We start from the raw sequence: 19,615 nt of genomic DNA on the forward strand, positions 1-19,615 counted from the left end.
ACTTCAGGGCGGCCACGCCAAAACCGCGGGAATCCTCTTACACCCCCTTGGCCATCGCGGCCGAGTAACAGGTGGCATTCCCGGCCGGCCTTGGGAGCGCAAAGGGTTCTTAAGCGCAAAGGGTGCTCGACGGCGCCCGGAACCGTCCGATGTTGTCCAGGCCCACGGGGCACGGTGCTGGCGCCGTGACCCGTGGGCTTCAACGCGCCAACCATCCATCTGGAGCTTCTAGCTGGAGCCGTCCGTCGGTTCTGAGGCGCTCTTCGATGGCCGGCTTGTCCGTTCCGTTCGCCCGCAGGAGAACCGATTCTCCGGACGCCGGGAAGACACCGGTCAGCGCGGTCACAACCACCTGATGCGTCACCAGCACGACCGGAGTGCCATCGGCTGGCAGTCCCGCCAGAAAGCGGCGCAACGAGGCCATCTGTGCATCCTGCTCCTCACGCCGCTCGAAGAACGAGTTGAGCACCGGAAGCTCCCGCACCGCACCGACATCGAGAAGCCGCGCCGTTTCCAGGCATCGACACCATTGGCTTGAATAGACCGTGGCCCCCCCGACAGCGAGGCTGCGCAGCCGATCACCGACCCGCCGTGCCTGCTCGCGGCCGTTCGCGTCCAAGTTGCGCTGGGTCGCACAATCGCGGAGCTGAAAATTCGGCGGATCGCCGACTCCGGGTGCCTCCGCATGCCTCATGAGGATGATCAATCCCCTTGGATCGACTTTGCCGGGATCAGCGGCCGAACCCACCGAAGCGGAACACGCGATCAAAACGGCAATGGCCACGAGGGCAATGGCGATGAGGGCAAGCGACCTGCGGCGGAACGGCTTCGGCATCGGACCATCGCGGTTGACGGCAAACTGATGAGGTCAATATTGGTCCGGCGAGCCGAAAGCCCAGGCCACCTTGCGGCCCGCCACTCTGCCACCAGACGGCGTCGGCGTGTCTCGCATCCGGGACGTCCCACCCCTGGAGCCGCTCCCTACGACACGCTTGCCGACAGGGCCCGCGACAGCGCGGCATGGCTGGCGTAGCCGACGTCGCGAGCCGCCTGCTTCAGCGTCGCCCCCTCACCCAGCCGGGCTCTCGCCAATTGAAGGCGCCAGCTCCGCAGATAGAGACCCGGCGTCATGCCCACCACCTCGGCGAAGGTTTCGGCGAAGACGCTGCGCGACATGCCGGCCTCATCCGCCATGCGTTCCAGGGTCCAGGCTGCCGATGGTTGCTCATGCAGCCGGACCAACACGCGGGACAGCGCGGGATGGGCCAGACCGGCCAGCAATCCCGTGCGGCCGTCCGCCCGTTCAATGGCGTGGCGCAGCACATGGACGATCGCGACCTCCGCCAGCCGATCCAGGACGACCTGACGGCCACACCCCTGCCCTCCCGCCTCGTCGAACAGCAACTCCAGCACCGCGGCCAAGGCCTGCGCCTGATCGAGCGGGACGACCATGACGTCGGGCAGTCCATGCTCCAGCGGGTTGCGCAGGCCGCCGAGGTCGATGTCGGCGCAGACGAGATCCACCGTAGCCGCCTCGCTCCGCCCGTCCGTATCGGTGGTGTCCATTTCGGTGGTCAGGTGATGGCGGTGCGCCCGCGGCAGGAGGATGGCCGCAGGTCCCATCACCTCAAGGAGGCGCCCCCGTCCGCTCTCCAGACCGAGGCGCCCGCCCCGCAGCAGGTGGAGATGGCCGCCGGCGCGCTCGCCCAGCACGGCGCCCGTCCCGCAGAATCCGCCGGCGTGAAACACCCGCGCGGTGATGCGCACACGCTGCAAGGCGGCAGCCAAACGGTCCGGCTGGTTCATGATGGCCTTTCGGACGATCTGCAAACAAAAACGGACGATCTGTTGCGGATCGTACGGCTATCCTCTGCCCATGTCGAGGCGGCATCGGGTCGCCTCACCGATTTGGAAGGACAGACTCCCATGGCCCGCATCATTCCCGTCGACCGCAGCAACCCGCCCGCCGCAGTCGCTCCGCAACTCGCCGCCATCAAGGCGAAGATCGGAAAGGTACCGAACGTGCTGGCCACGCTGGCGCACTCCCCCGCGGCGCTCGGCAGCTATCTGGCCGTCACCGGCGCGCTGGCCGGAGGCGCCTTGTCCGCCAAGGATCGGGAGCGCATCGCGCTGGCCGTCGCGCAGGCGAACGGCTGCGACTACTGCCTTTCCGCCCACAGCCTGAGCGGCAAGGCCGTCGGGCTGAGCGAGACGGAGGTGTTGGTGGCGCGCGCCGGCCAGCCGGAGGACCCGCGCTCGAACGCCATCGTGACGCTGGCCCGGTCCATCGTGGACAACCGTGGGCGCGTCCCGACGGTGGTGCTCGAGGCCGTCCGGGCGGCCGGGCTCGACGACGCCATCATCCTGGAGGTGCTGGCCAACACCGTCGGCAGCGTCCTGACCAACTACGCCAACAACCTGATCGAAACCGACCTCGACTTCCCCAGGGCGCCGGCCCTTCCGTCCTGATTGGCGGTGATCGAGCATCTGAAGGCGCAACCGCGCCATGCCGCTGAAAGCCTTCAGCGTCGAGACGATGAAAGGTCTGGCGACCGACGCCGCGGAGGTCATCGTCGAGGCCATCCGCGACAACCCGGGCGGCGAGCGCACGCTGGTCCACGACGTCAACGCAAGCCTCGCCGCCACCCCACCCCTGTTTGATCCCGTCCGGGCTCGCCGATCAGCCTTTCCGTTCTCTTTTATAACGGGTGGCAGCCGCAGCTTTCGCGCGCTGTGGAACTCCGCCAATCCATGCAACCATCGATGTTCCTGAAGCGGGAGCGAAGGCGGCCATGATGGTGGTGGGGACAAGCAAAGCCGCATTCTGGATGAAGGCCGGTCCGGCGATGCTCCTTATCGCCATCGCGGCGGTCGGTGGCTTGGGAATGGCCGGCCCATCCGGCCACCGCGCCCATGCCGCCGACACCGCCCAGAATGCCCCGCCGCCGGTGACGGTCAGCCCGCCGCTGCGCAAGGAGATAGTCGAATGGGACGAGTTCACCGGCCAGTTCCAGGCGGTGGACTTCGTGGAAATCCGGGCACGGGTCAGCGGCTATCTCGACTCCATCGCGTTCCAGGACGGGCAAGTCGTCAAGCAGGGCGATCCGCTGTTCGTCATCGACCCGCGGCCGTTCGAGGCGGCTCTGGCCTCGGCGCGGGCGGAGCAGCAGCAGGCCGAAGCCAAGCTGGACCTGTCGAACCGTCAGCTCGCCCGCGCGTCGGAGCTGCGGCGCAGCGACAACGTCGCGGCCAGCGTGTTCGACGAGCGTCAGCAGCAGGTCCGCGTCGATGCCGCCGGTGTCGAGGTGGCGAAAGCCGCCGTCCGGACGGCCGAGCTGAACCTGAATTTCACCCGCATCACCGCCCCGATCGCCGGCCGCATCAGCCGGCGCGAGGTCAGCGTCGGCAACCTCATCGTCGGCGGGGACACCAGCACGACGACCCTGTTGACCACCATCGTTTCGCTCGACCCGATCTACTTCATCTTCGACATGAGCGAAGCCGACTACCTCGCCTACCAACGGGCGGCGGCGCGCGGCGCGCTGAAGTCGCAACGCGACGGCGGCATCGAGGTCGAGGGCCGCCTGTTCGACGAGCAGAGCTGGCCCCTGAAGGGCACGCTGAACTTCATCGACAATCAGGTGAGCCCCGGCGCCGGCACCATCCGTGCCCGCGCCGTCTTTCCCAACCCGTCGCTGCTGCTGACGCCCGGCCAGTTCGGGCGGCTGCGCCTGCCGGGGTCCGACCGCTACACCGCTACGCTGATCCCCGATCAGGCGGTGGTCAGCGACCAGGCCAACAAGATCGTCCTGACGGTCGCCGACGATGGGACGGTGGTGCCGAAGCCGGTGCGGCTCGGCCCCATTGAGGACGGGCTGCGCGTCGTGCGCTCCGGGCTGGAGGAGACGGACAAGGTCATCATCAACGGCCTCGTCCGGGCCCGGCCGGGTGCCAAGGTGACCCCGCAGGACGGACGGATCGAGCCACCCAAGCCGCCGGCCGGTTGAGCGGAGCCGGGGCCATGAACATTTCGCACTTCTTCATCAACCGGCCGATCTTCGCGGCGGTCCTGTCCATCTTCATCACGCTGATCGGGGTTTTCGCCTATCTGACCCTGCCGGTCGCGCAATATCCGGAAATCGCACCACCGACCATCGTGGTCAACGCGACCTATCCCGGCGCGTCGGCGCAGGTGGTCGCCGACACCGTGTCCGCTCCCATCGAGCAGGAGGTCAACGGCGTCGAGGACATGCTCTACATGGCCTCGCAGGCGACAAGCGACGGGCGCCTCCAGCTTACCATCACCTTCAAGCTGGGCACCGACCTGGACACCGCGCAGGTGCTGGTGCAGAACCGACTCGCCGTGGCCGAGCCCCGCCTGCCGGAGGACGTGCGGCGCATCGGCGTGACCGTGCGCAAGAACTCGCCCGACATGCTGATGGTGATCCACCTGAACTCGCCGGACGGGACGCGCGACCAGCTCTACATGTCCAATTACGCGCTGCTGCAGATCAAGGACGTTCTGGCGCGCCTGGACGGGGTGGGCGACATCCAGGTGTTCGGCGCCCGTGACTACGCCATGCGGGTCTGGCTTGACCCCGACCGGGTGGCGGCGCGCGGCCTGACCGCCGGCGACGTGGTGCGGGCGATCCAGGCGCAGAATGTCCAGGTGTCGGGCGGCGTCATCAACCAGCCGCCGGTGCCGGCTCCCGGCGCCTTCCAACTGAACGTCGAGACGCTGGGCCGCCTGACCGACCCGCGCGAGTTCGGCAACATCATCGTCAAGACCGACGGGGCCGCGGTCACCCGTCTGCGCGACGTGGCCCGGGTCGAGCTGGGGGCGCAGGACTACAACCTCAACGCCTATCTGGACCGTCAGCAGGCGGTGCCGCTGGTCATCTTCCAGAGGCCGGGCTCCAACGCGCTGGAAACCGCCGACCGCATCCTGGCAACCATGGCGGACCTGTCCAAGGGCTTCCCCAGCGGGATGCGCTACGATGTGGTCTACAACCCGACGGAGTTCATCGCGCAGTCCGTGGAGGAGGTCTACAAGACGATCTTCGAGGCCGTGGCGCTGGTCGTCGTCGTCGTCATCCTGTTCCTCCAGACGTGGCGCGCCTCCATCGTGCCGATCGCCGCGATCCCGGTCTCGCTGATCGGCACCTTCACGGTCCTGGCGGCGCTGGGCTACTCGCTGAACACGCTGTCGCTGTTCGGACTGGTGCTGGCGATCGGCATCGTCGTGGACGACGCCATCGTCGTGGTGGAGAATGTGGAGCGGTTCATCCGCCAGGGCATGAAGCCCAAGGACGCCGCGCACGAGACGATGAACGAGGTCGGCGGCGCGCTGATCGCCATCGCTCTCGTGCTCACCGCGGTGTTCATTCCGGCGGCCCTGGTCAGCGGCATCTCCGGGCAGTTCTTCCGCCAGTTTGCGGTGACCATCGCGACCGCCACGGTGATTTCCTGCCTGGTGTCGCTGACCCTCAGCCCGGCGTTGTGCGCTCTGCTGTTCAAGCCGCACGAGGAGCACCCGCCCAAGCCGTCGCCATTGACGCGCCCGGTCCACGCCTTCTTCCGCGGCTTCAACCGGGGGTTCGACCGGCTGTCCAACGGCTATGCCGGGCTGACCGGGCGGCTGGTGCGGCTGCCGGTGATTGTGCTGGCGGTCTACGGCGTGCTGCTCGCCCTCACGGCGTGGCAGTTCAGCCGGGCGCCGACGGGATTCATCCCGAACCAGGACCAGGGCTATCTCATCACGGTGGTGCAGTTGCCGCCCGGTTCGTCGCTGGCCCGCACGGACGAGGTGGTGCGCACCGCGGTCGATACGCTGCTGAAGACGCCGGGGGTGATCCACGCCGTGCCCTTCGCCGGCTTCGACGGCGCCACCTTCACCAACGCGCCGAACGCCGGGGCGATCTTCGTCACCCTCGCCCCATTCGCCGACCGCATCCCCAATGGCCAGACCGCGGAGTCCGTGCTGGGCGACCTGCGGACCCGGCTGGGCGCCATCGAGGACGCCTTCATCATCACCATCCCGCCGCCGCCGGTGCGCGGCATCGGCAACTCCGGCGGCTTCAAGATGATGGTCGAGGACAAGCGGGGCCGCGGCCTGCCCGCGCTTGAGGAGGCGGTGAACGAGCTGTCCGCCGCGGCGAACCGCATCCCAGGCCTCGTCGGCGTGTTCTCGCTGTTCAACACCAAGACGCCGAAGGTCTTCGCGGACATCGACCGCCAGCGCGCGGAAATGCTGGGCGTCACCGCCGATCAGGTGTTCGAGGCGCTGCAGATCTATGTCGGCTCCGCCTTCGTCAACGAGTTCAACCTGCTGGGCCGCACCTACCGTGTGACCGCGCAGGCCGACGGGCGGTTCCGCCAGACCCCACGCGACATCGCCAACCTGAAGACCCGCAACGCGCAGGGCGACATGGTCCCGATCGGGGCGGTGGCGGAGTTTCAGAACATCACCGGACCCTACCGCGTCGCCCGCTACAACCTCTATCCGGCGGCGGAGCTTCAGGGAAACACGCTGCCCGGCTTCTCCACGGGCTACGCGCTGGCGGCGATGGAGAAGGCGGCGGCCGACACGCTGCCGGACGGCTTCGGCTTCGAATGGACCGAACTGGCCTATCAGGAGAAGGCGGCGGGCAACACCGGCCTGCTGGTGTTCGGCCTGTCCGTCGTCTTCGTCTTCCTGGTGCTGGCGGCGCAGTATGAGAGCTGGGCGATGCCACTGTCGGTCATCCTGATCGTGCCGATGTGCCTGCTGGCCTCGGTGACCGGCCTGCTGATGCGCGGGCTGGCGGTGGACATCCTGGCGCAGGTGGGGTTCGTCGTGCTGGTCGGGCTGGCCGCCAAGAACGCCATTCTCATCGTCGAGTTCGCCCGCCAGAACGAGCTGTTCGAGGGCAAGGACCGCTTCGAGGCCGCGGTCGCGGCGGCGCGCACCCGGCTTCGCCCGATCCTGATGACGTCCTTCGCCTTCATCCTGGGCGTCGTGCCGCTGATGATCGCGCAAGGCGCGGGGGCGGAGATGCGCCAGTCGCTGGGCACCGCGGTGTTCATGGGAATGCTGGGGGTCACCCTGTTCGGCCTGATCTTCACCCCGGTGTTCTATACGGTGATCCGCGGCCTGTTCAGCGGGCCGCTGGCCGTCAACCAGCATCCCTCCCCAAGCACGGAAGAGCAGCCTGTCCATCCCCAATCCGGGACGGACACCAACCGGTCCGGAGGGTACCGTCGGGCCGGCGAGGAGGTTCCAGGGACATCCGCTCCCGAGCGGTGAACTGCGCCGGACGGGCTCAGTCCGGCGGAATGCCCAGCCGCAGCAGCATCTCCACGAGGCCGCTTTCCCCAACGGCCAGGGCGGCCTGGGACGGCGTCAACCAACGGCGCTCGCGCTGGCCCTTCTCGGGCCACTCGTCCAGCACCTCGTCGACTTCCAGCAGGAAGACGGTCACCGCGCACAGGACCGACTTGTTGACGCTCAGCCGCTTCATGTAGCGGAAATTGCCGAAGGGCCGGTGATCGACGGTGCCCCGCACGCCGGCTTCCTCGTAGGCCTCCCGCGCCGCCATGGCGCAAGGCTTCACGCCCTCCTCCGCCCACCCCTTGGGGATGATCCACCGCTTGGTTTCCCGCGACGTGACCAGCAGGATTTCCGGCCGGCCGTTGCGAAGGCGGAAAGGAAGGGCGGCGTATTGGGTGGCGGGAGTGCGGCTGCTCATCATGTCCAAGTGGGAAGGCAAGACCCGCGATCCAATTCGGCTGAACGGGATGGCGGGCGATCATTCTTATGACGATGGGCGGCTGTGCTTCGTGCCGCCCATCGTCATCATGATCATCCCCTATTAACGTTACTCAGTGGCAAATTCTTCCGTCAGACGGTCAATAATTTCGCCTACGCCAAACCGGATAGGATCGCTGGCCGGAAGGTTATGGGCCTTGGCCGCCGCCTCCAAACAGGCGCGCGCCTCGTCCTCGCCATAGGCCTTGGTGTTGATGGCGATTCCGACCGGGCGGATGGCCGGGTTGGTCAGTTGCCCGCAGCGGATCGTCAGGTCGATGACCTCCTGGATCGACGGCAGCGGGTGCTGCACGCCGCGCATGGTGGTCCGGGTCGGCTCGTGGCAGACGACGAAGGCGTCCGGCTGGGCGCCGTGCAGCAGCCCCAGCGACACACCCGCGAAGGACGGGTGGTAGAGCGAGCCCTGCCCCTCGATCAGGTCCCAGTGGGCCGGGTCCGCCGCCGGGGCGATCCACTCCACCGCGCCGGAGATGAAGTCCGCCACCACCGCGTCGATGGCGACCCCGCGCCCGGAGATGAAGACGCCGGTCTGGCCGGTGGCCCGGAAATCGGCGTCCATGCCGCGGGCGCGCATTTCCTTCTCCAGGGCCAACGCCGTGTATTTCTTGCCGACGGAGCAGTCGGTGCCGACCGTCAGCAGCCGCCGGCCCGGACGCTTGGTCCCCTTGCCGGTGGCGAAGCGCTCGTCGGAATGGCGCACGTTGAAGAGCTGGCGGCCATGGCGCGCCGCCGCGTCGGCGATGGCCGGGATGCTTTCCAATCGGGTGTGCAGGCCGCTCGCCACGTCCATGCCGGCCTCGATGGCCTGGACGATGACACTCGTCCAATGCTCCGGCAGGACGCCGCCGGCGTTCACCACGCCGACCACCAGCGTGCGGGCGCCCTGCCCCGCCGCCTCCGCGATCGTCATGTCGGGAATGCCGAGGTCGGCCTTGCAGCTTTCCAGCCGGATCTGGCCGAGGCACCAGTCGCGCCGCCAGTCCACGATGCCCTGCGCCGTCTTGGCGCCGAGCTGGTCCTGCACATCGCCGAGGAACATCAGGTAGGGATGGGGAATGTTCATGATCGGGTCCTCTCGAAGAGTCCGGTTGTTCTTGTCAGGCGGCTTCGGGGCTCAGGCCGTTTCCGGCGTCAGGCGGCGGGCGGACATCTGGCGGAGCAGGACGGGCACGATCAGCGCCAGCCCCAGCAGCGACGAATACAGCTCCGGCGCGACCAGCAGGATGGCGGCAAACCCTAGCAGCACCCGTTCCCAGGTCCGCATGGTGGTCAGCAGCCAGCCGGTGAGCGTGGCGCCCAGGCAGACGATGCCGACGATGCAACCGAAGAAGGCGATGAGGAAGTCCGGCCAGGTGAAGCCCGGCGCCACCAGAAGGAGCGACGGCGAGAAGACGAAGACGAAGGGCACCAGAGCCTTCGCCAGACCCAGTCGGAAGGCGGTGTTGCCGGTCTTGAAGGGGTCCGCTCCCGCCATGCCCGCCGCCGCGTAGGCGGCCAGCGCGACCGGCGGCGTGATGTCCGCCAGCACGCCGTAATAGAAGACGAAGAAGTGCGCGACGATCGGCGCCACGCCCAGCAGCCCCAGCGCCGGCGCGGCGATGGTCGCCATGATGATGTAGTTGGCCGTCGTCGGGATGCCGCAACCCATCAGAATGCAGACGATGCCCGTCATGATCAGGGTGAACAGCAGCGTCAGCCCCTTCACGTCGGCCAGCCAGCCCGGCAGGAAGGCGCCGAGCACCCCGGCCATCTCGCCGGCGGTGGAGGTGACGATGTAGGAGATCTTGAAGCCGACGCCGGTCAGCGTGACCACGCCGACGATGATGCCCACGGAAGCGGCCGCGGCGCCGACCGCCAGCGCGTATTTGGCTCCGTCGCGCAGGCCGTCCAGAACCTCCCGGATGGTCATGCGCTTGCGCGGGTTCAGCAGGCCGACCGCGATGCACAGGGTGATGCCCCAGAAGGCCGCCAGATAGGGGGTGTAGCCGGCGATCAGGATGCCGATCAGCACCACCAGCGGGATGACCGTCGGCCAGTCGCGGCGGAAGGCTTCCTTCAGGTCCGGCATCTCGTCCGGGCGCAGGCCGCGCAGGCCGTTGCGCTTGGCTTCCAGATGCACCTGAACCAGCACGCCGAAGAAATGCATGAAGGCCGGGACGATGGCCGCCAGGATGATGGTCGTGTAGGGCAGGCCCAGGAACTCGATCATCAGGAAGGCGGCGGCCCCCATGATCGGCGGGGTGATCTGCCCGCCGGTCGAGGCCGTCGATTCCACGGCGGCGGCGAAATGAGGCTTGTAGCCCAGACGCTTCATCGCCGGGATGGTCAGCGAGCCCACCGTCACTGTGTTGGCGACCGACGAGCCGGAGATCATGCCGAACAGCGCCGAGCCGAAGATGGCGACCTTGGCGGGACCGCCGGCGTAGCGCCCGGCCACCCAGGCCGCGCAGTCGAGGAAGAGCTGACCCAACCCGATGCGCGTGGCGAAGACTCCGAACAGCACGAAATGGAAGACGTAGGTCGCCACCACGCCGAGCGCGATGCCGTAAATGCCCTGCGTCGTCAGGTACAGGTGATCGACGAGCTGCGACACCGTGGCGCCGGGATGCTTCAGCAGCCCCGGCATCTGCGGTCCCCAGATCGCGTAGAGCATGAAGATCGACGCGATGATCGGCAGCGGCCAGCCGACCGACCGGCGGGTCGCCTCCAGCAGCACGATGATCAGGACGGAGCCGAGGATCACGTCGGTGGTGGTCGGGTTGCCGACGCGGAAGGCCAGATCGTCGAGCGGGATCAGCGGGACGTGCATCACCGCGACGACCGCGCCGATGGCCAGCGCCCAGTCCTGAAGGCCGATGCCGAGCGGGCGCAGCAGGGTGCCCATCACCGGTTCGCCGTAGCCGCGCTTGGTGAAGGGGAAGACCAGGAAGACGAGGCCCAGCACGAAGGAAAGATGGATGCCGCGGTGCTCCATCTCCCCCAGCAGGCCGAATCCCGCAGTGTAGTAGTGGAACAGCGACAGAATAATCAGCAGGCCGCCGACCAGATGTCCCGCCAGCGGCGACAGCGGCCGGAAGCGGATTTCGGAGTCGAACTTCTCCTCCAGCTCCCGCGCCTTGGCCTCGTCGAGTTCCATGGACGCGGACTCCAGCCGGATGTCGGGCGGCGGGTCGCGATGGGTATCGGTCATGGATGCTCCAGAATGAATCGGGCGGGGCCGGGGGCTTGCTTCATGACCCCTCAAACCCGAAAACCCTCCAACCCCGGGAGGGAAGGAGGGAATGACCCCACGGGTGGGGACGGGAAAGGGCCGCGCCATGCCGGAACGGCCCCGCCCGGTGCATCGTGTTCAGAGGCGCCTTACTTCAGGACGCCCTGTTCCTTGTAGAACTTCTCCGCACCCGGATGCAGCGGGATGCCGAGGCCCGAGGTGGCGTTCTTCAGCGTGACGAGCTTGCCCTTGGCGTGGCCGGCGTCGAGCGCGGCGCGGCTCTTCTCGTTGTAGAGCGTCTTGACGATGTTGTAGACGAGATCGTCCGGCTGCTTGGCGCTGGTCAGCCACTGGGCGTTGACGGAGATGGTCGCCGTCTCCGGAACGTCCTTGTAGGTGCTGGCCGGAACGGTGTCCTTGGCGAAGAACTGGTACTGGCCCAGCATCTTGTCGACTTCCGGCCCGGTGATCGGAACCAGCGAGATGCCCGACGAGGTCGCGAGTTCGGAGATGGCGCCGGTCGGGTAGCCGCCGACGAAGAAGTAGGCGTCCAGCGCGCCGTCGCGCAGGCGGTCGCCGGCCGGACCCGGCTTCAGATACTCCGCCTTCACGTCCTTCTCGGTCAGGCCGAAGGCGCCCAGCACGATGCGCGCGTCGACCAGCGTGCCCGAGCCCGGCTCGTCCAGCGACACCCGCTTGCCCTTCAGGTCGGCGACCGACTTGATGTTGGCGTCCTTGCGGGCGACCAGATGGATGGTTTCCGGGTAGAGCGTGGCGATGACGCGCAGGTCCTCCACCTTGCCCTTGCCCTCGAACAGGCCGGTGCCGGTGTGGGCCCAATAGGCGACGTCCGACTGCGAGAAGCCCGACTCGGACGAGCCGCCGTTGATCGCGTTGATGTTGGCGACGGAGCCGTTGGAGGCCACGGCGGTGGCCACCAGACCGGGCACGCCGCCGTTGGTGCCGGAGATGACGTTGGCGATCAGGCCACCCACCGGATAGTAGGTGCCGGCGGTGCCGCCCGTGCCGATGCGGAAGAAGGCCGGGGTCTGCGCCACGGCGACGGTGGCGCCGATGGCGACCGCGCCCGCCACGGCAGCGAAGGCCAGACGGCGGGTCTTGGACATGAACTTCACGACAACCTCCCAATTATTTCGCGTCGTAACGAAATCATGCCTTTGGGTAGGAGGCTTGTCGATACGAATGGGTGCCCCGTCCGCACATACGGCCCATTCCGGAGGCGGACGGGCGGTATGTGCGGACGAAACGCGTCAGTCCTTCAGCAGTGCCGCCGCGTGGTGGCGCAGATGGTCGTCGATGAAGCTGGCGATGAAGAAGTAACTGTGGTCGTAGCCCGGCTGCATCCGCAGGGTCAGCGGGTGGCCCGCTGCCTCCGCCGCCCGCTGCAGGTTTTCCGGCTTCAGCTGCTTCTCCAGAAAGCTGTCGGCATCGCCCTGGTCCACCAGGATCGGCAGCTTCTCGGTGGCGCGGCCCAGCAGGGCGCAGCTGTCCCACTCCAGCCACGCCGCGTAGTCGGTGCCGAAGAAGCGCTCGAACGCCTTCTCGCCCCAGGGCACGCTCGCCGGGTTGCCGATCGGCGCGAAGGCCGACACGGCGCGGTAACGGCCCGGATGGCGCAGCGCGCAGACCAACGCGCCATGCCCGCCCATGGAATGGCCGGAGATCGAACGCCGGTCGGTCACCGGCAGTTCGGCCTCGACCAGTTCCGGCAGTTCGCGCACCACATAGTCGTGCATGCGGTAATGCTTCGCCCACGGCTCCCGCGTCGCGTTGACGTAGAAGCCGGCGCCCAGCCCGAAGTCCCAGGCGCCGTCCGGGTCGCCGGGCACGTCGGGGCCGCGCGGGCTAGTGTCCGGCGCGACGATGGCGATGCCGAGTTCCGCCGCCATCCGCATGGCGCCGGCCTTCTGCATGAAGTTCTCGTCCGTGCAGGTCAGGCCGGACAGCCAGTAGAACACCGGCACCCTGCCCGATTCGGCCTGCGGCGGCAGATAGACGGCGAACACCATGTCGCAGTCCAGCACCGCGGAGCGGTGCCGGAAGCGCTTGTGCCAGCCGCCGAAGCAGCGGTTCGCCGCGATCTGGGTCAATTGCGACTCCATCCGGTCCTCACGGGTTGTAGAGGATGACGGAACGGATGCTCTTGCCCTCGTGCATCAGATCGAAGGCCTCGTTGATGTCCTCCAACCCCATGGTGTGGGTGATGAAGGTGTCCAGCTCGAACTCGCCCTTCAGGTAGCGCTCCACGTAATCCGGCAGCTCCGACCGGCCGCGCACGCCGCCGAAGGCGGAGCCGCGCCAGACGCGCCCGGTGACCAGCTGGAACGGGCGGGTGCTGATCTCCTCCCCCGCCCCGGCGACGCCGATGATCACCGACTCGCCCCAGCCCTTGTGGCAGCATTCCAGCGCCGCGCGCATCACCTTGACGTTGCCGATGCACTCGAAGCTGTAATCAACGCCACCGTCGGTCATCTCGACCAGAACCTCCTGGATCGGGCGGTCGTAATCCTGCGGGTTCACCACGTCGGTGGCGCCGAGCTGCTTGGCGATCTCGAACTTGTCGGGGTTGATGTCGATGCCGATGATGCGCGACGCCTTCGCCATAACGGCGCCGATGATCGCCGACAGGCCGATGCCGCCCAGGCCAAAGATCGCCACCGTCGAGCCCGGTTCGACCTTCGCGGTGTTGCGCACGGCGCCCATACCGGTGGTCACGCCGCAGCCGAGCAGGCAGACCTTCTCCAGCGGCGCCGCCTTGTTGATCTTGGCGACCGCGATCTCAGGCAGCACCGTGTATTCGGAGAAGGTGGAGGTGCCCATGTAATGGAACACCGGCTGGCCCTTCACCGTGAAGCGGCTGGTGCCGTCCGGCATCAGGCCCTTGCCCTGAGTGGCGCGGATCGCCTGACAGAGGTTGGTCTTGCCGGACAGGCAGAATTTGCACTTGCCGCATTCCGGCGTGTAGAGCGGGATCACATGGTCGCCGACCTGGACGGAAGTGACGCCCGGCCCGACCTCCTCGACGATGCCGGCGCCCTCATGGCCCAGGATCGCCGGAAACACGCCCTCCGAATCCATGCCGGACAGGGTGTAGGCGTCGGTGTGGCAGACGCCGGTGGCGACGATGCGCACCAAGACCTCGCCCTGCTTGGGCGCTGCGACCTCGACCTCTTCGATGTCAAGGGGGCGCTTCGCTTCCCAGGCCACCGCCGCGCGTGACTTCACCATCCCACCGTCTCCATGCGTTCGCGTTTCTTTGATGATCGACGTTAGCATTCCGCGCGCGTTGACAACGCTGCAATGTTGGAGAGGATTGTTGCCGTATGGGGATAATCGGCGCGGCATTGGAGGTCTGACGGGTGAGCCGCTGGGATGGCATCGACGAATTCGTGGCGGTCGCCGAGTGCGGCGGCTTCTCCCGCGCGGCGGAGCGGCTGCGCATCTCCTCCTCGCAGGTCAGCCGGCAGGTGGCGCGGCTGGAGGACCGGCTGCAGGCCCGCCTGTTCTACCGCACCACCCGCAGCGTGACGCTGACCGAGGCCGGCCGCTCCCTGCTCGCCCAGTGCCGCCGCCTGATCGAGGAGCGGGACGAGGCGCTGCTCGCCGTCAGCGACCTCCAGGCGGAGCCCAAGGGCCTGCTGCGGCTGACCTGCGCGGTGGCCTACGGCGAGCGGTTCGTCGTCCCGCTGGTCAACGATTTCCTGGAGCGCCACCCCCAGCTCCGCGTCGAGATCGAGCTGACGAACCGCCGGCTGGATCTGGTGCATGAAGGGGTGGATCTCGCGGTGCGGCTGGGGCGCCTGATGGATTCCAGCCTCGTCGCCACGCGGATCGCGCCGCGGGTCATGCATCTGTGCGCCGCCCCGTCCTATCTGGAGCGGCGCGGGACGCCGCGTCGGCTGGCCGACCTCACCGAGCACGACTGCCTGACCGGCACCGCGGACGGCTGGACCTTCGACGCAGGCTCGCTGGAGGATGGCACCTCGGAAGGAAGCGGCCCGGAGTGGCTGTTCCGGCCGCAGGGGCGCTGGCGCTGCAACAGCGGCACGGCGGTGCTGGACGCCGCGCTGCGCGGCTTCGGGCTGTGCCAGCTGCCCGACTACTATGTGGTGGAGCATCTGACGGCGGGGCGGCTGGTCGCCCTTCTGGAAGCCCACCGCCCGCCCAACACCGCCGTCTGGGCCGTCTACCCGCCGCAGCGCCACTTGTCGCCCAAGGTGCGGCTGCTGATCCAGCATCTCAAGGAAGGGCTGGCCCGGCGGCCGGAATATCGCTGACGACACGACACCCGCGCCCAAAGAGAAAATCATTTCACCCGACACCTGTCATGCGTCTTCCTGCCGCAGAACATTTCTCATCAGGAGTGACGGCCGTCACGCTCATCTACCCTGAATTGCCGATACCGTCGCGCGCCGCAGGGATGCGGGTACCGAACAACGATCAATCAGGAGATGAGGATGTCGACGATCATTGGCACTGCGGGCGCGGACTCCCTGACGGGTGGATACGATGCCGATACCCTTTCAGGATTAGAGGGCAACGACACCTTGCGCGGTGGGGGAGGCAGCGATCTTCTTGACGGTGGCGCCGGCGATGACTGGCTTTATGGTGTCTCCGGCTCCGACACGCTGCTTGGTGGCGATGGCGACGACCACCTCCATGTCGCGGCCATCCTCTACCATTACAATCAGGTGGATGGCGGAGCCGGCTTCGACACCCTTGTCGTGGAGGGGAGCGGGTCCATCATCGTCGACCTCGCGGCATCACAGATCGAAAGGGTCTATGGCGGTGATGGAAATGACAGCTACAGCAACCACTTCGCCGCCACCGCCGTGGAGATCAACGCGGGAGCCGGCAACGACAATCTGTTCGGAGGCAACGGAAACGACACCCTGCGCGGCGATGACGGGAACGATACCATCAATGGCGGCCTGGGGGCCGATGTGATCATCGGCGGCGACGGCATCGACTTGGCGTCCTACATGTACTCCAACGAGGCGGTCACGGTTGACCTTTCCACCGGCATCGGCGTCGGCGGCCACGCGGAGGGCGACCTCCTCAGCGGGATCGAAAATCTCTACGGGTCCTATATGAGCGACACCCTGACCGGGGATTCCGGAGACAACAAGCTGCAAGGGGGGAGCGGCAACGACACTCTTTCCGGCGGGGCCGGAAACGACACCCTTCTGGGCGACTTCGGCAACGATGTCCTGATCGGCGGCGCCGGTGCCGACGCCTTCCGCTTCAACCGGTTTTTCGGAAATGCGGACGTGATCCTGGACTTTGAAAGCGGGGTGGATCGCATCGAACTCGAAGGCTCGAGTTTCGGTCTCCCCGACGGAACGCTTGACGCGGGTCTGTTCGCGCTGGATGCGCCGACGGACGCGGATGACCGCTTCATATTCGACACCGCAACCGGAACGCTGTCCTACGACGCCGACGGCTCCGGCTCCGGCGCCGCCGTCGTGATGGCGACGCTGAATGTGAGGACCCTGTCCGCTTCTGACATCGTGTCCGTCCCTTACCAGCCTTTGTAAAAACTTCGCGTCAGCGACGTGGCGATCCGTCTCTTCGACGGCCCGCCACATCGCTTGTTTCCGATCGGAGCATCCCGCTCAGCAGGCGGTCTGGCGCGGCGTGCGCTCGACCTCCAGGCCGAAGAACGGGCGCAGGGCGGTGCCCAGATAGTTGCCGGCCAGCGCCGCGACGATCCACACCCAGCCGTGCAGGCTGCCCGACGCGATCCCGCTGAAATAGGCGCCGATGTTGCAGCCGTAGGCGAGGCGCGAGCCGTAGCCGAGCAGAAGCCCACCGACCACCGCCGCCACCAGCGACCGCAACGGCAGTTTCCACACCGGGGCGAACTTGCCGGCCAGACCGGCGGCGAGCAGCGCCCCCAGGATGATGCCGAAATCCATCACCGAGGTGACGTCGGTCAGCACGCTCTCCTGCAACGCCCTGGCCTGGGCCGGCGCTTGCCAGAAGGGCCAGGAGACGACGTCCACGCCCAGCCCAGCCAGCCCTTTGCTGCCCCACAGCGCGAAGGCCGAGGTGATGCCCCACGGGCGCCCGGCCAGCGCCAGCGTCGCGAAGTTCAGCACGGCCAATGCCACCGCTCCCCAGACCAGCGGCCAGGGGCCACGCAGGAAGCGCCGCAGGCCCTCGGTCTTGGCCGGGGCGCCTTCGATCAGGCGGCCGTGGCGCCGCTTCTCCAGCGCGAGGGTGCCGGCATAGACCGCGGCGAAGAGGACGAGGTTGACCGCCAGCGCCACCGGCCAGCCCCAGGCCGCGACCACCGACACCGGGGCGGCGGTCCATTGCGCCTGCCACCAGGGCAGGTGATAGGCGCCCAGCACCGAGCCGACGATGAAGAAGGCCAGCGTCACGACCATCCGCGTGCTGCCGCCGCCCACCGTGAACAGCGTGCCCGAGGCGCAGCCGCCGCCGAGCTGCATGCCGATGCCGAACAGGAAGGCGCCGGCCACCACCGACAGGCCGACCGGCGACACCAGCCCCTTCACCGGCGTGCCGAACAGCGTCCCCGCCGCCAGCACCGGGAAGAACAGCGCGCAGGCCACGGCGAGCATGACCATCTGCGCCCGCAAGCCCGCCCCGCGCCGGTCCGCGATGAAGACGCGGAAGGCGGAGGTGAAGCCGAACAGCGCGTGGTAGAGCACGAGGCCCATGGCCCCGCCCACCAGATAGAGCGCCGCCTGCCGTCCCGACACGGCGTCGCCGATCCACAGGCCGCCGCCCACCAGGGCGAGCAGCGCCACGGTGACCACCCGCCAGTCGATTCCCGGCAGCAGCGTGGCCGAACCCGCCGCCCGGCCCAGAGTCGTGTCCGTCATCCCGACACTCCAAAACAACAAAAATAAAACGTTGATAAAGGCGATTGCCTGATTGGCTTCAGTAGATAATGGGATGCTTTCCACAGGAAAGGCCGTTCTGCGCATTCCTGTCCTGCGCGGGAGACCTCCATCAGCCCTCGGGGAACAGGCGCCGGGCCAGCCGGCCGAGCGTCAGGCTCTGCACGATGATGGTGAAGGCGACGACGGCGTAGCAGGCGACCAGCAGCAGGTCGCGGTACGGGTTGTCGGGCAGCGACAGCACCAGGGCCACGGCGATGCCGCCGCGCACACCACCCCAGGTCAGAACGGCGGTCGCCGCCGCCTTGCGCTGGCTGCGCAGATGGACGACGACCACGGGCAGCACGCTCGCCAGCCTGGCCACCAGCGCCAGCAATGGTGCCAGGAACGCCACGACCATCACCGGCGCCTGCCAGGACAGCACCACCGCGGCCTCCAGTCCGACCAGCATGAACAGGATGGCGTTCAGGATGGCGTCCACCATCGCCCAGAAGGCCTTCATGATGAAGCCCGTCCGCTCCGACGAGACATGGTGCTTGGCGGTGTTCCCGATCAGCAGCCCCGCCATCACGACGGCGATCGGGCCGGACAGGCCGAGCCGCTGGGCGAGGCTGTAGGTCGCCGCCGCCAGGGCCAGCGAGATCGACAGCTCCACCGCCGGATCGTCCGCCCGGCTCTTCGCCCAGAAGGCGATCGAGCCGGTCGCCAGCCCCAGCAGGACGCCGCCGCCCGCCTCCTTCACGATGTCCCAGGCGACGCCCAGCACCGTCACATCGGTGTCGGTCCCGGTGGCCAGCCCGAGCAGCAGGGCGAACAGCACCACCCCCATGCCGTCGTTGAACAGGCTCTCCCCCGCGATGGCGGTGCGCAGGCCCTCCGGAAGCGGCGCCTTGCGCAGCACGGCCAGCACCGCCACCGGGTCGGTCGGCGCCAGCGCCGCCCCCAGCACCAGACACCAGATCAGAGGCACCGGCTGGCCCATGGCGTCGAAGACCAGCCACATACCGGAGCCCATGACGGCGGTCGCGACCACGACGCCCAGCGTCGCCAGCAGCGCCACCACCCAGCGCCGCCGCCACAGCGTGCCGCTGTCCTGCTCCACCGCCCCGGCGAACAGCAGGAAGGCCAGCACCCCTTCCAGCAGCGCTTCGGGCAGGTGGGCGCTGGTCACCAGACGCTCCTCCCAGGCGCGGATGTCGATGGCCGGGACCAGCGTCCCGACCACCGCCGTCGCGAAGGCGAAGCCGAAGGCCAGCAGGAACACCCCCGCCGTCGCCGGCAGGCCGAGCAGGCCGCGGCTGGCGAAGCTGAACAGCGCCGCCAGGGTCAGCAGGAGGGACAGCAGCTCGAAGGTGCCCATGGATATCCGTCGGCAAAGGAACAGGCCATGCCAACAGGATGTCCGCGGTGTTCCTCTCGCGCTCAGTCCTCGGGAGCGTCCACCCCTTCCAGGATCGCCGGGGCAAAGGCGGCCCTCCAGCCTTCCCGGTGCCGGATGTCGCCGAAGGCGGGCAGCACCCGCTCCGCCCCCGTGGCGGCCACCAGCGCCGTCAACTGGCGCAGCGTCGGGTGGACGTTCCAGCGCAGGTACCGTGCCCGGCCCGCGTCGACCAGGATGCGCGACGGCGTGCCCGCCGCGAGGTAGCCGGTGAAGACGATTTCGGGACTGTCTCTTATACACATCTGACGCTGCCGACGATTATACGC

The 19,615-nt window shown here is 67.9% G+C and carries 17 protein-coding genes and 1 pseudogene; 7 read left to right on the forward strand and 11 right to left on the reverse strand.

Going from position 1 to position 19,615, the window contains the following annotated elements; genetic code table 11:
* Positions 1–199 precede the first annotated feature (199 nt).
* Together Q4I23_RS18050 and Q4I23_RS18055 are read right to left on the reverse strand one after the other, a co-directional pair.
* On the reverse strand, positions 200–835 hold the full coding sequence (locus Q4I23_RS18050) for a histidine phosphatase family protein (RefSeq protein WP_498527092.1): 636 nt from the start codon (positions 833–835) through the stop codon (positions 200–202).
* Between the two features lie 146 nt (positions 836–981).
* Positions 982–1,806 (reverse strand): AraC family transcriptional regulator, encoded by an 825-nt coding sequence (locus Q4I23_RS18055; RefSeq protein ID WP_498527093.1) that lies wholly within the window; start codon positions 1,804–1,806, stop codon positions 982–984.
* 120 nt (positions 1,807–1,926) lie between these two features.
* Here Q4I23_RS18055 and Q4I23_RS18060 point away from each other — a divergent pair, with 120 nt between their 5' ends.
* From Q4I23_RS18060 to Q4I23_RS18075, 4 genes are all read left to right on the forward strand, one after another.
* Complete coding sequence (locus Q4I23_RS18060; RefSeq protein WP_454017614.1) at positions 1,927–2,469, forward strand: carboxymuconolactone decarboxylase family protein; 543 nt, start codon at positions 1,927–1,929, stop codon at positions 2,467–2,469.
* Between the two features lie 37 nt (positions 2,470–2,506).
* Positions 2,507–2,773, forward strand: coding sequence for a hypothetical protein (locus Q4I23_RS18065; RefSeq protein WP_498527094.1), 267 nt, complete (start codon positions 2,507–2,509; stop codon positions 2,771–2,773).
* 73 nt (positions 2,774–2,846) lie between these two features.
* On the forward strand, positions 2,847–4,007 hold the full coding sequence (locus Q4I23_RS18070; protein WP_498527095.1) for an efflux RND transporter periplasmic adaptor subunit: 1,161 nt from the start codon (positions 2,847–2,849) through the stop codon (positions 4,005–4,007).
* Positions 4,008–4,021: 14 nt separating this feature from the next.
* Complete coding sequence (locus tag Q4I23_RS18075; RefSeq protein ID WP_498527096.1) at positions 4,022–7,285, forward strand: efflux RND transporter permease subunit; 3,264 nt, start codon at positions 4,022–4,024, stop codon at positions 7,283–7,285.
* A 16-nt stretch (positions 7,286–7,301) separates the two neighbouring features.
* Here Q4I23_RS18075 and Q4I23_RS18080 read toward each other — a convergent pair whose 3' ends face one another.
* Entirely contained in the window at positions 7,302–7,727 is a 426-nt protein-coding gene (locus Q4I23_RS18080) for an NUDIX hydrolase (protein ID WP_094304876.1), read from the reverse strand.
* A 1-nt stretch (position 7,728) separates the two neighbouring features.
* Between Q4I23_RS18080 and Q4I23_RS18085 the strand changes: the two genes are divergently transcribed.
* On the forward strand, positions 7,729–7,854 hold the full coding sequence (locus Q4I23_RS18085) for a hypothetical protein (protein ID WP_498527097.1): 126 nt from the start codon (positions 7,729–7,731) through the stop codon (positions 7,852–7,854).
* Between the two features lie 2 nt (positions 7,855–7,856).
* On the opposite strand, the gene dgcN is transcribed toward Q4I23_RS18085, so the two are convergent.
* The 5 genes from dgcN to Q4I23_RS18110 form a co-directional block, all read right to left on the reverse strand.
* Positions 7,857–8,870 carry an N-acetyltransferase DgcN gene (gene dgcN / locus Q4I23_RS18090; protein WP_454017609.1) on the reverse strand — a complete coding sequence of 338 codons (1,014 nt, stop codon included), beginning with the start codon at positions 8,868–8,870 and terminating at the stop codon, positions 7,857–7,859.
* Between the two features lie 51 nt (positions 8,871–8,921).
* Entirely contained in the window at positions 8,922–10,997 is a 2,076-nt protein-coding gene (locus Q4I23_RS18095; protein WP_454017608.1) for a TRAP transporter permease, read from the reverse strand.
* 170 nt (positions 10,998–11,167) lie between these two features.
* Positions 11,168–12,145: a TAXI family TRAP transporter solute-binding subunit gene (locus Q4I23_RS18100; protein ID WP_454017922.1), complete on the reverse strand. Its 978-nt coding sequence runs from the start codon at positions 12,143–12,145 to the stop codon at positions 11,168–11,170.
* A 144-nt stretch (positions 12,146–12,289) separates the two neighbouring features.
* Positions 12,290–13,141, reverse strand: a complete 852-nt coding sequence (gene fghA / locus Q4I23_RS18105) for an S-formylglutathione hydrolase (protein WP_498527098.1) — start codon at positions 13,139–13,141, stop codon at positions 12,290–12,292.
* Positions 13,142–13,148: 7 nt separating this feature from the next.
* Positions 13,149–14,264 (reverse strand): S-(hydroxymethyl)glutathione dehydrogenase/class III alcohol dehydrogenase, encoded by a 1,116-nt coding sequence (locus Q4I23_RS18110; protein ID WP_237906501.1) that lies wholly within the window; start codon positions 14,262–14,264, stop codon positions 13,149–13,151.
* Positions 14,265–14,398: 134 nt separating this feature from the next.
* On the opposite strand from Q4I23_RS18110, the gene Q4I23_RS18115 reads away from it, so the two are divergent.
* On the forward strand, positions 14,399–15,316 hold the full coding sequence (locus Q4I23_RS18115; RefSeq protein ID WP_454017606.1) for a LysR substrate-binding domain-containing protein: 918 nt from the start codon (positions 14,399–14,401) through the stop codon (positions 15,314–15,316).
* 180 nt (positions 15,317–15,496) lie between these two features.
* Complete coding sequence (locus Q4I23_RS18120) at positions 15,497–16,576, forward strand: calcium-binding protein (RefSeq protein ID WP_498527099.1); 1,080 nt, start codon at positions 15,497–15,499, stop codon at positions 16,574–16,576.
* 78 nt (positions 16,577–16,654) lie between these two features.
* Here Q4I23_RS18120 and Q4I23_RS18125 read toward each other — a convergent pair whose 3' ends face one another.
* The 3 genes and pseudogenes from Q4I23_RS18125 to Q4I23_RS18135 all read right to left on the reverse strand — a co-directional run.
* A complete protein-coding gene (locus tag Q4I23_RS18125; protein ID WP_498527100.1) occupies positions 16,655–17,890 on the reverse strand; it encodes a YeeE/YedE family protein in 1,236 nt (411 codons plus the stop codon).
* Between the two features lie 130 nt (positions 17,891–18,020).
* Positions 18,021–19,268, reverse strand: coding sequence for a cation:proton antiporter (locus Q4I23_RS18130; RefSeq protein ID WP_498527101.1), 1,248 nt, complete (start codon positions 19,266–19,268; stop codon positions 18,021–18,023).
* A gap of 62 nt (positions 19,269–19,330) precedes the next feature.
* Positions 19,331–19,615 (reverse strand): annotated as a pseudogene (locus Q4I23_RS18135) (hypothetical protein); the annotation flags it as partial.

This window comes from Azospirillum sp. UFLA03-27 (assembly GCF_059803775.1).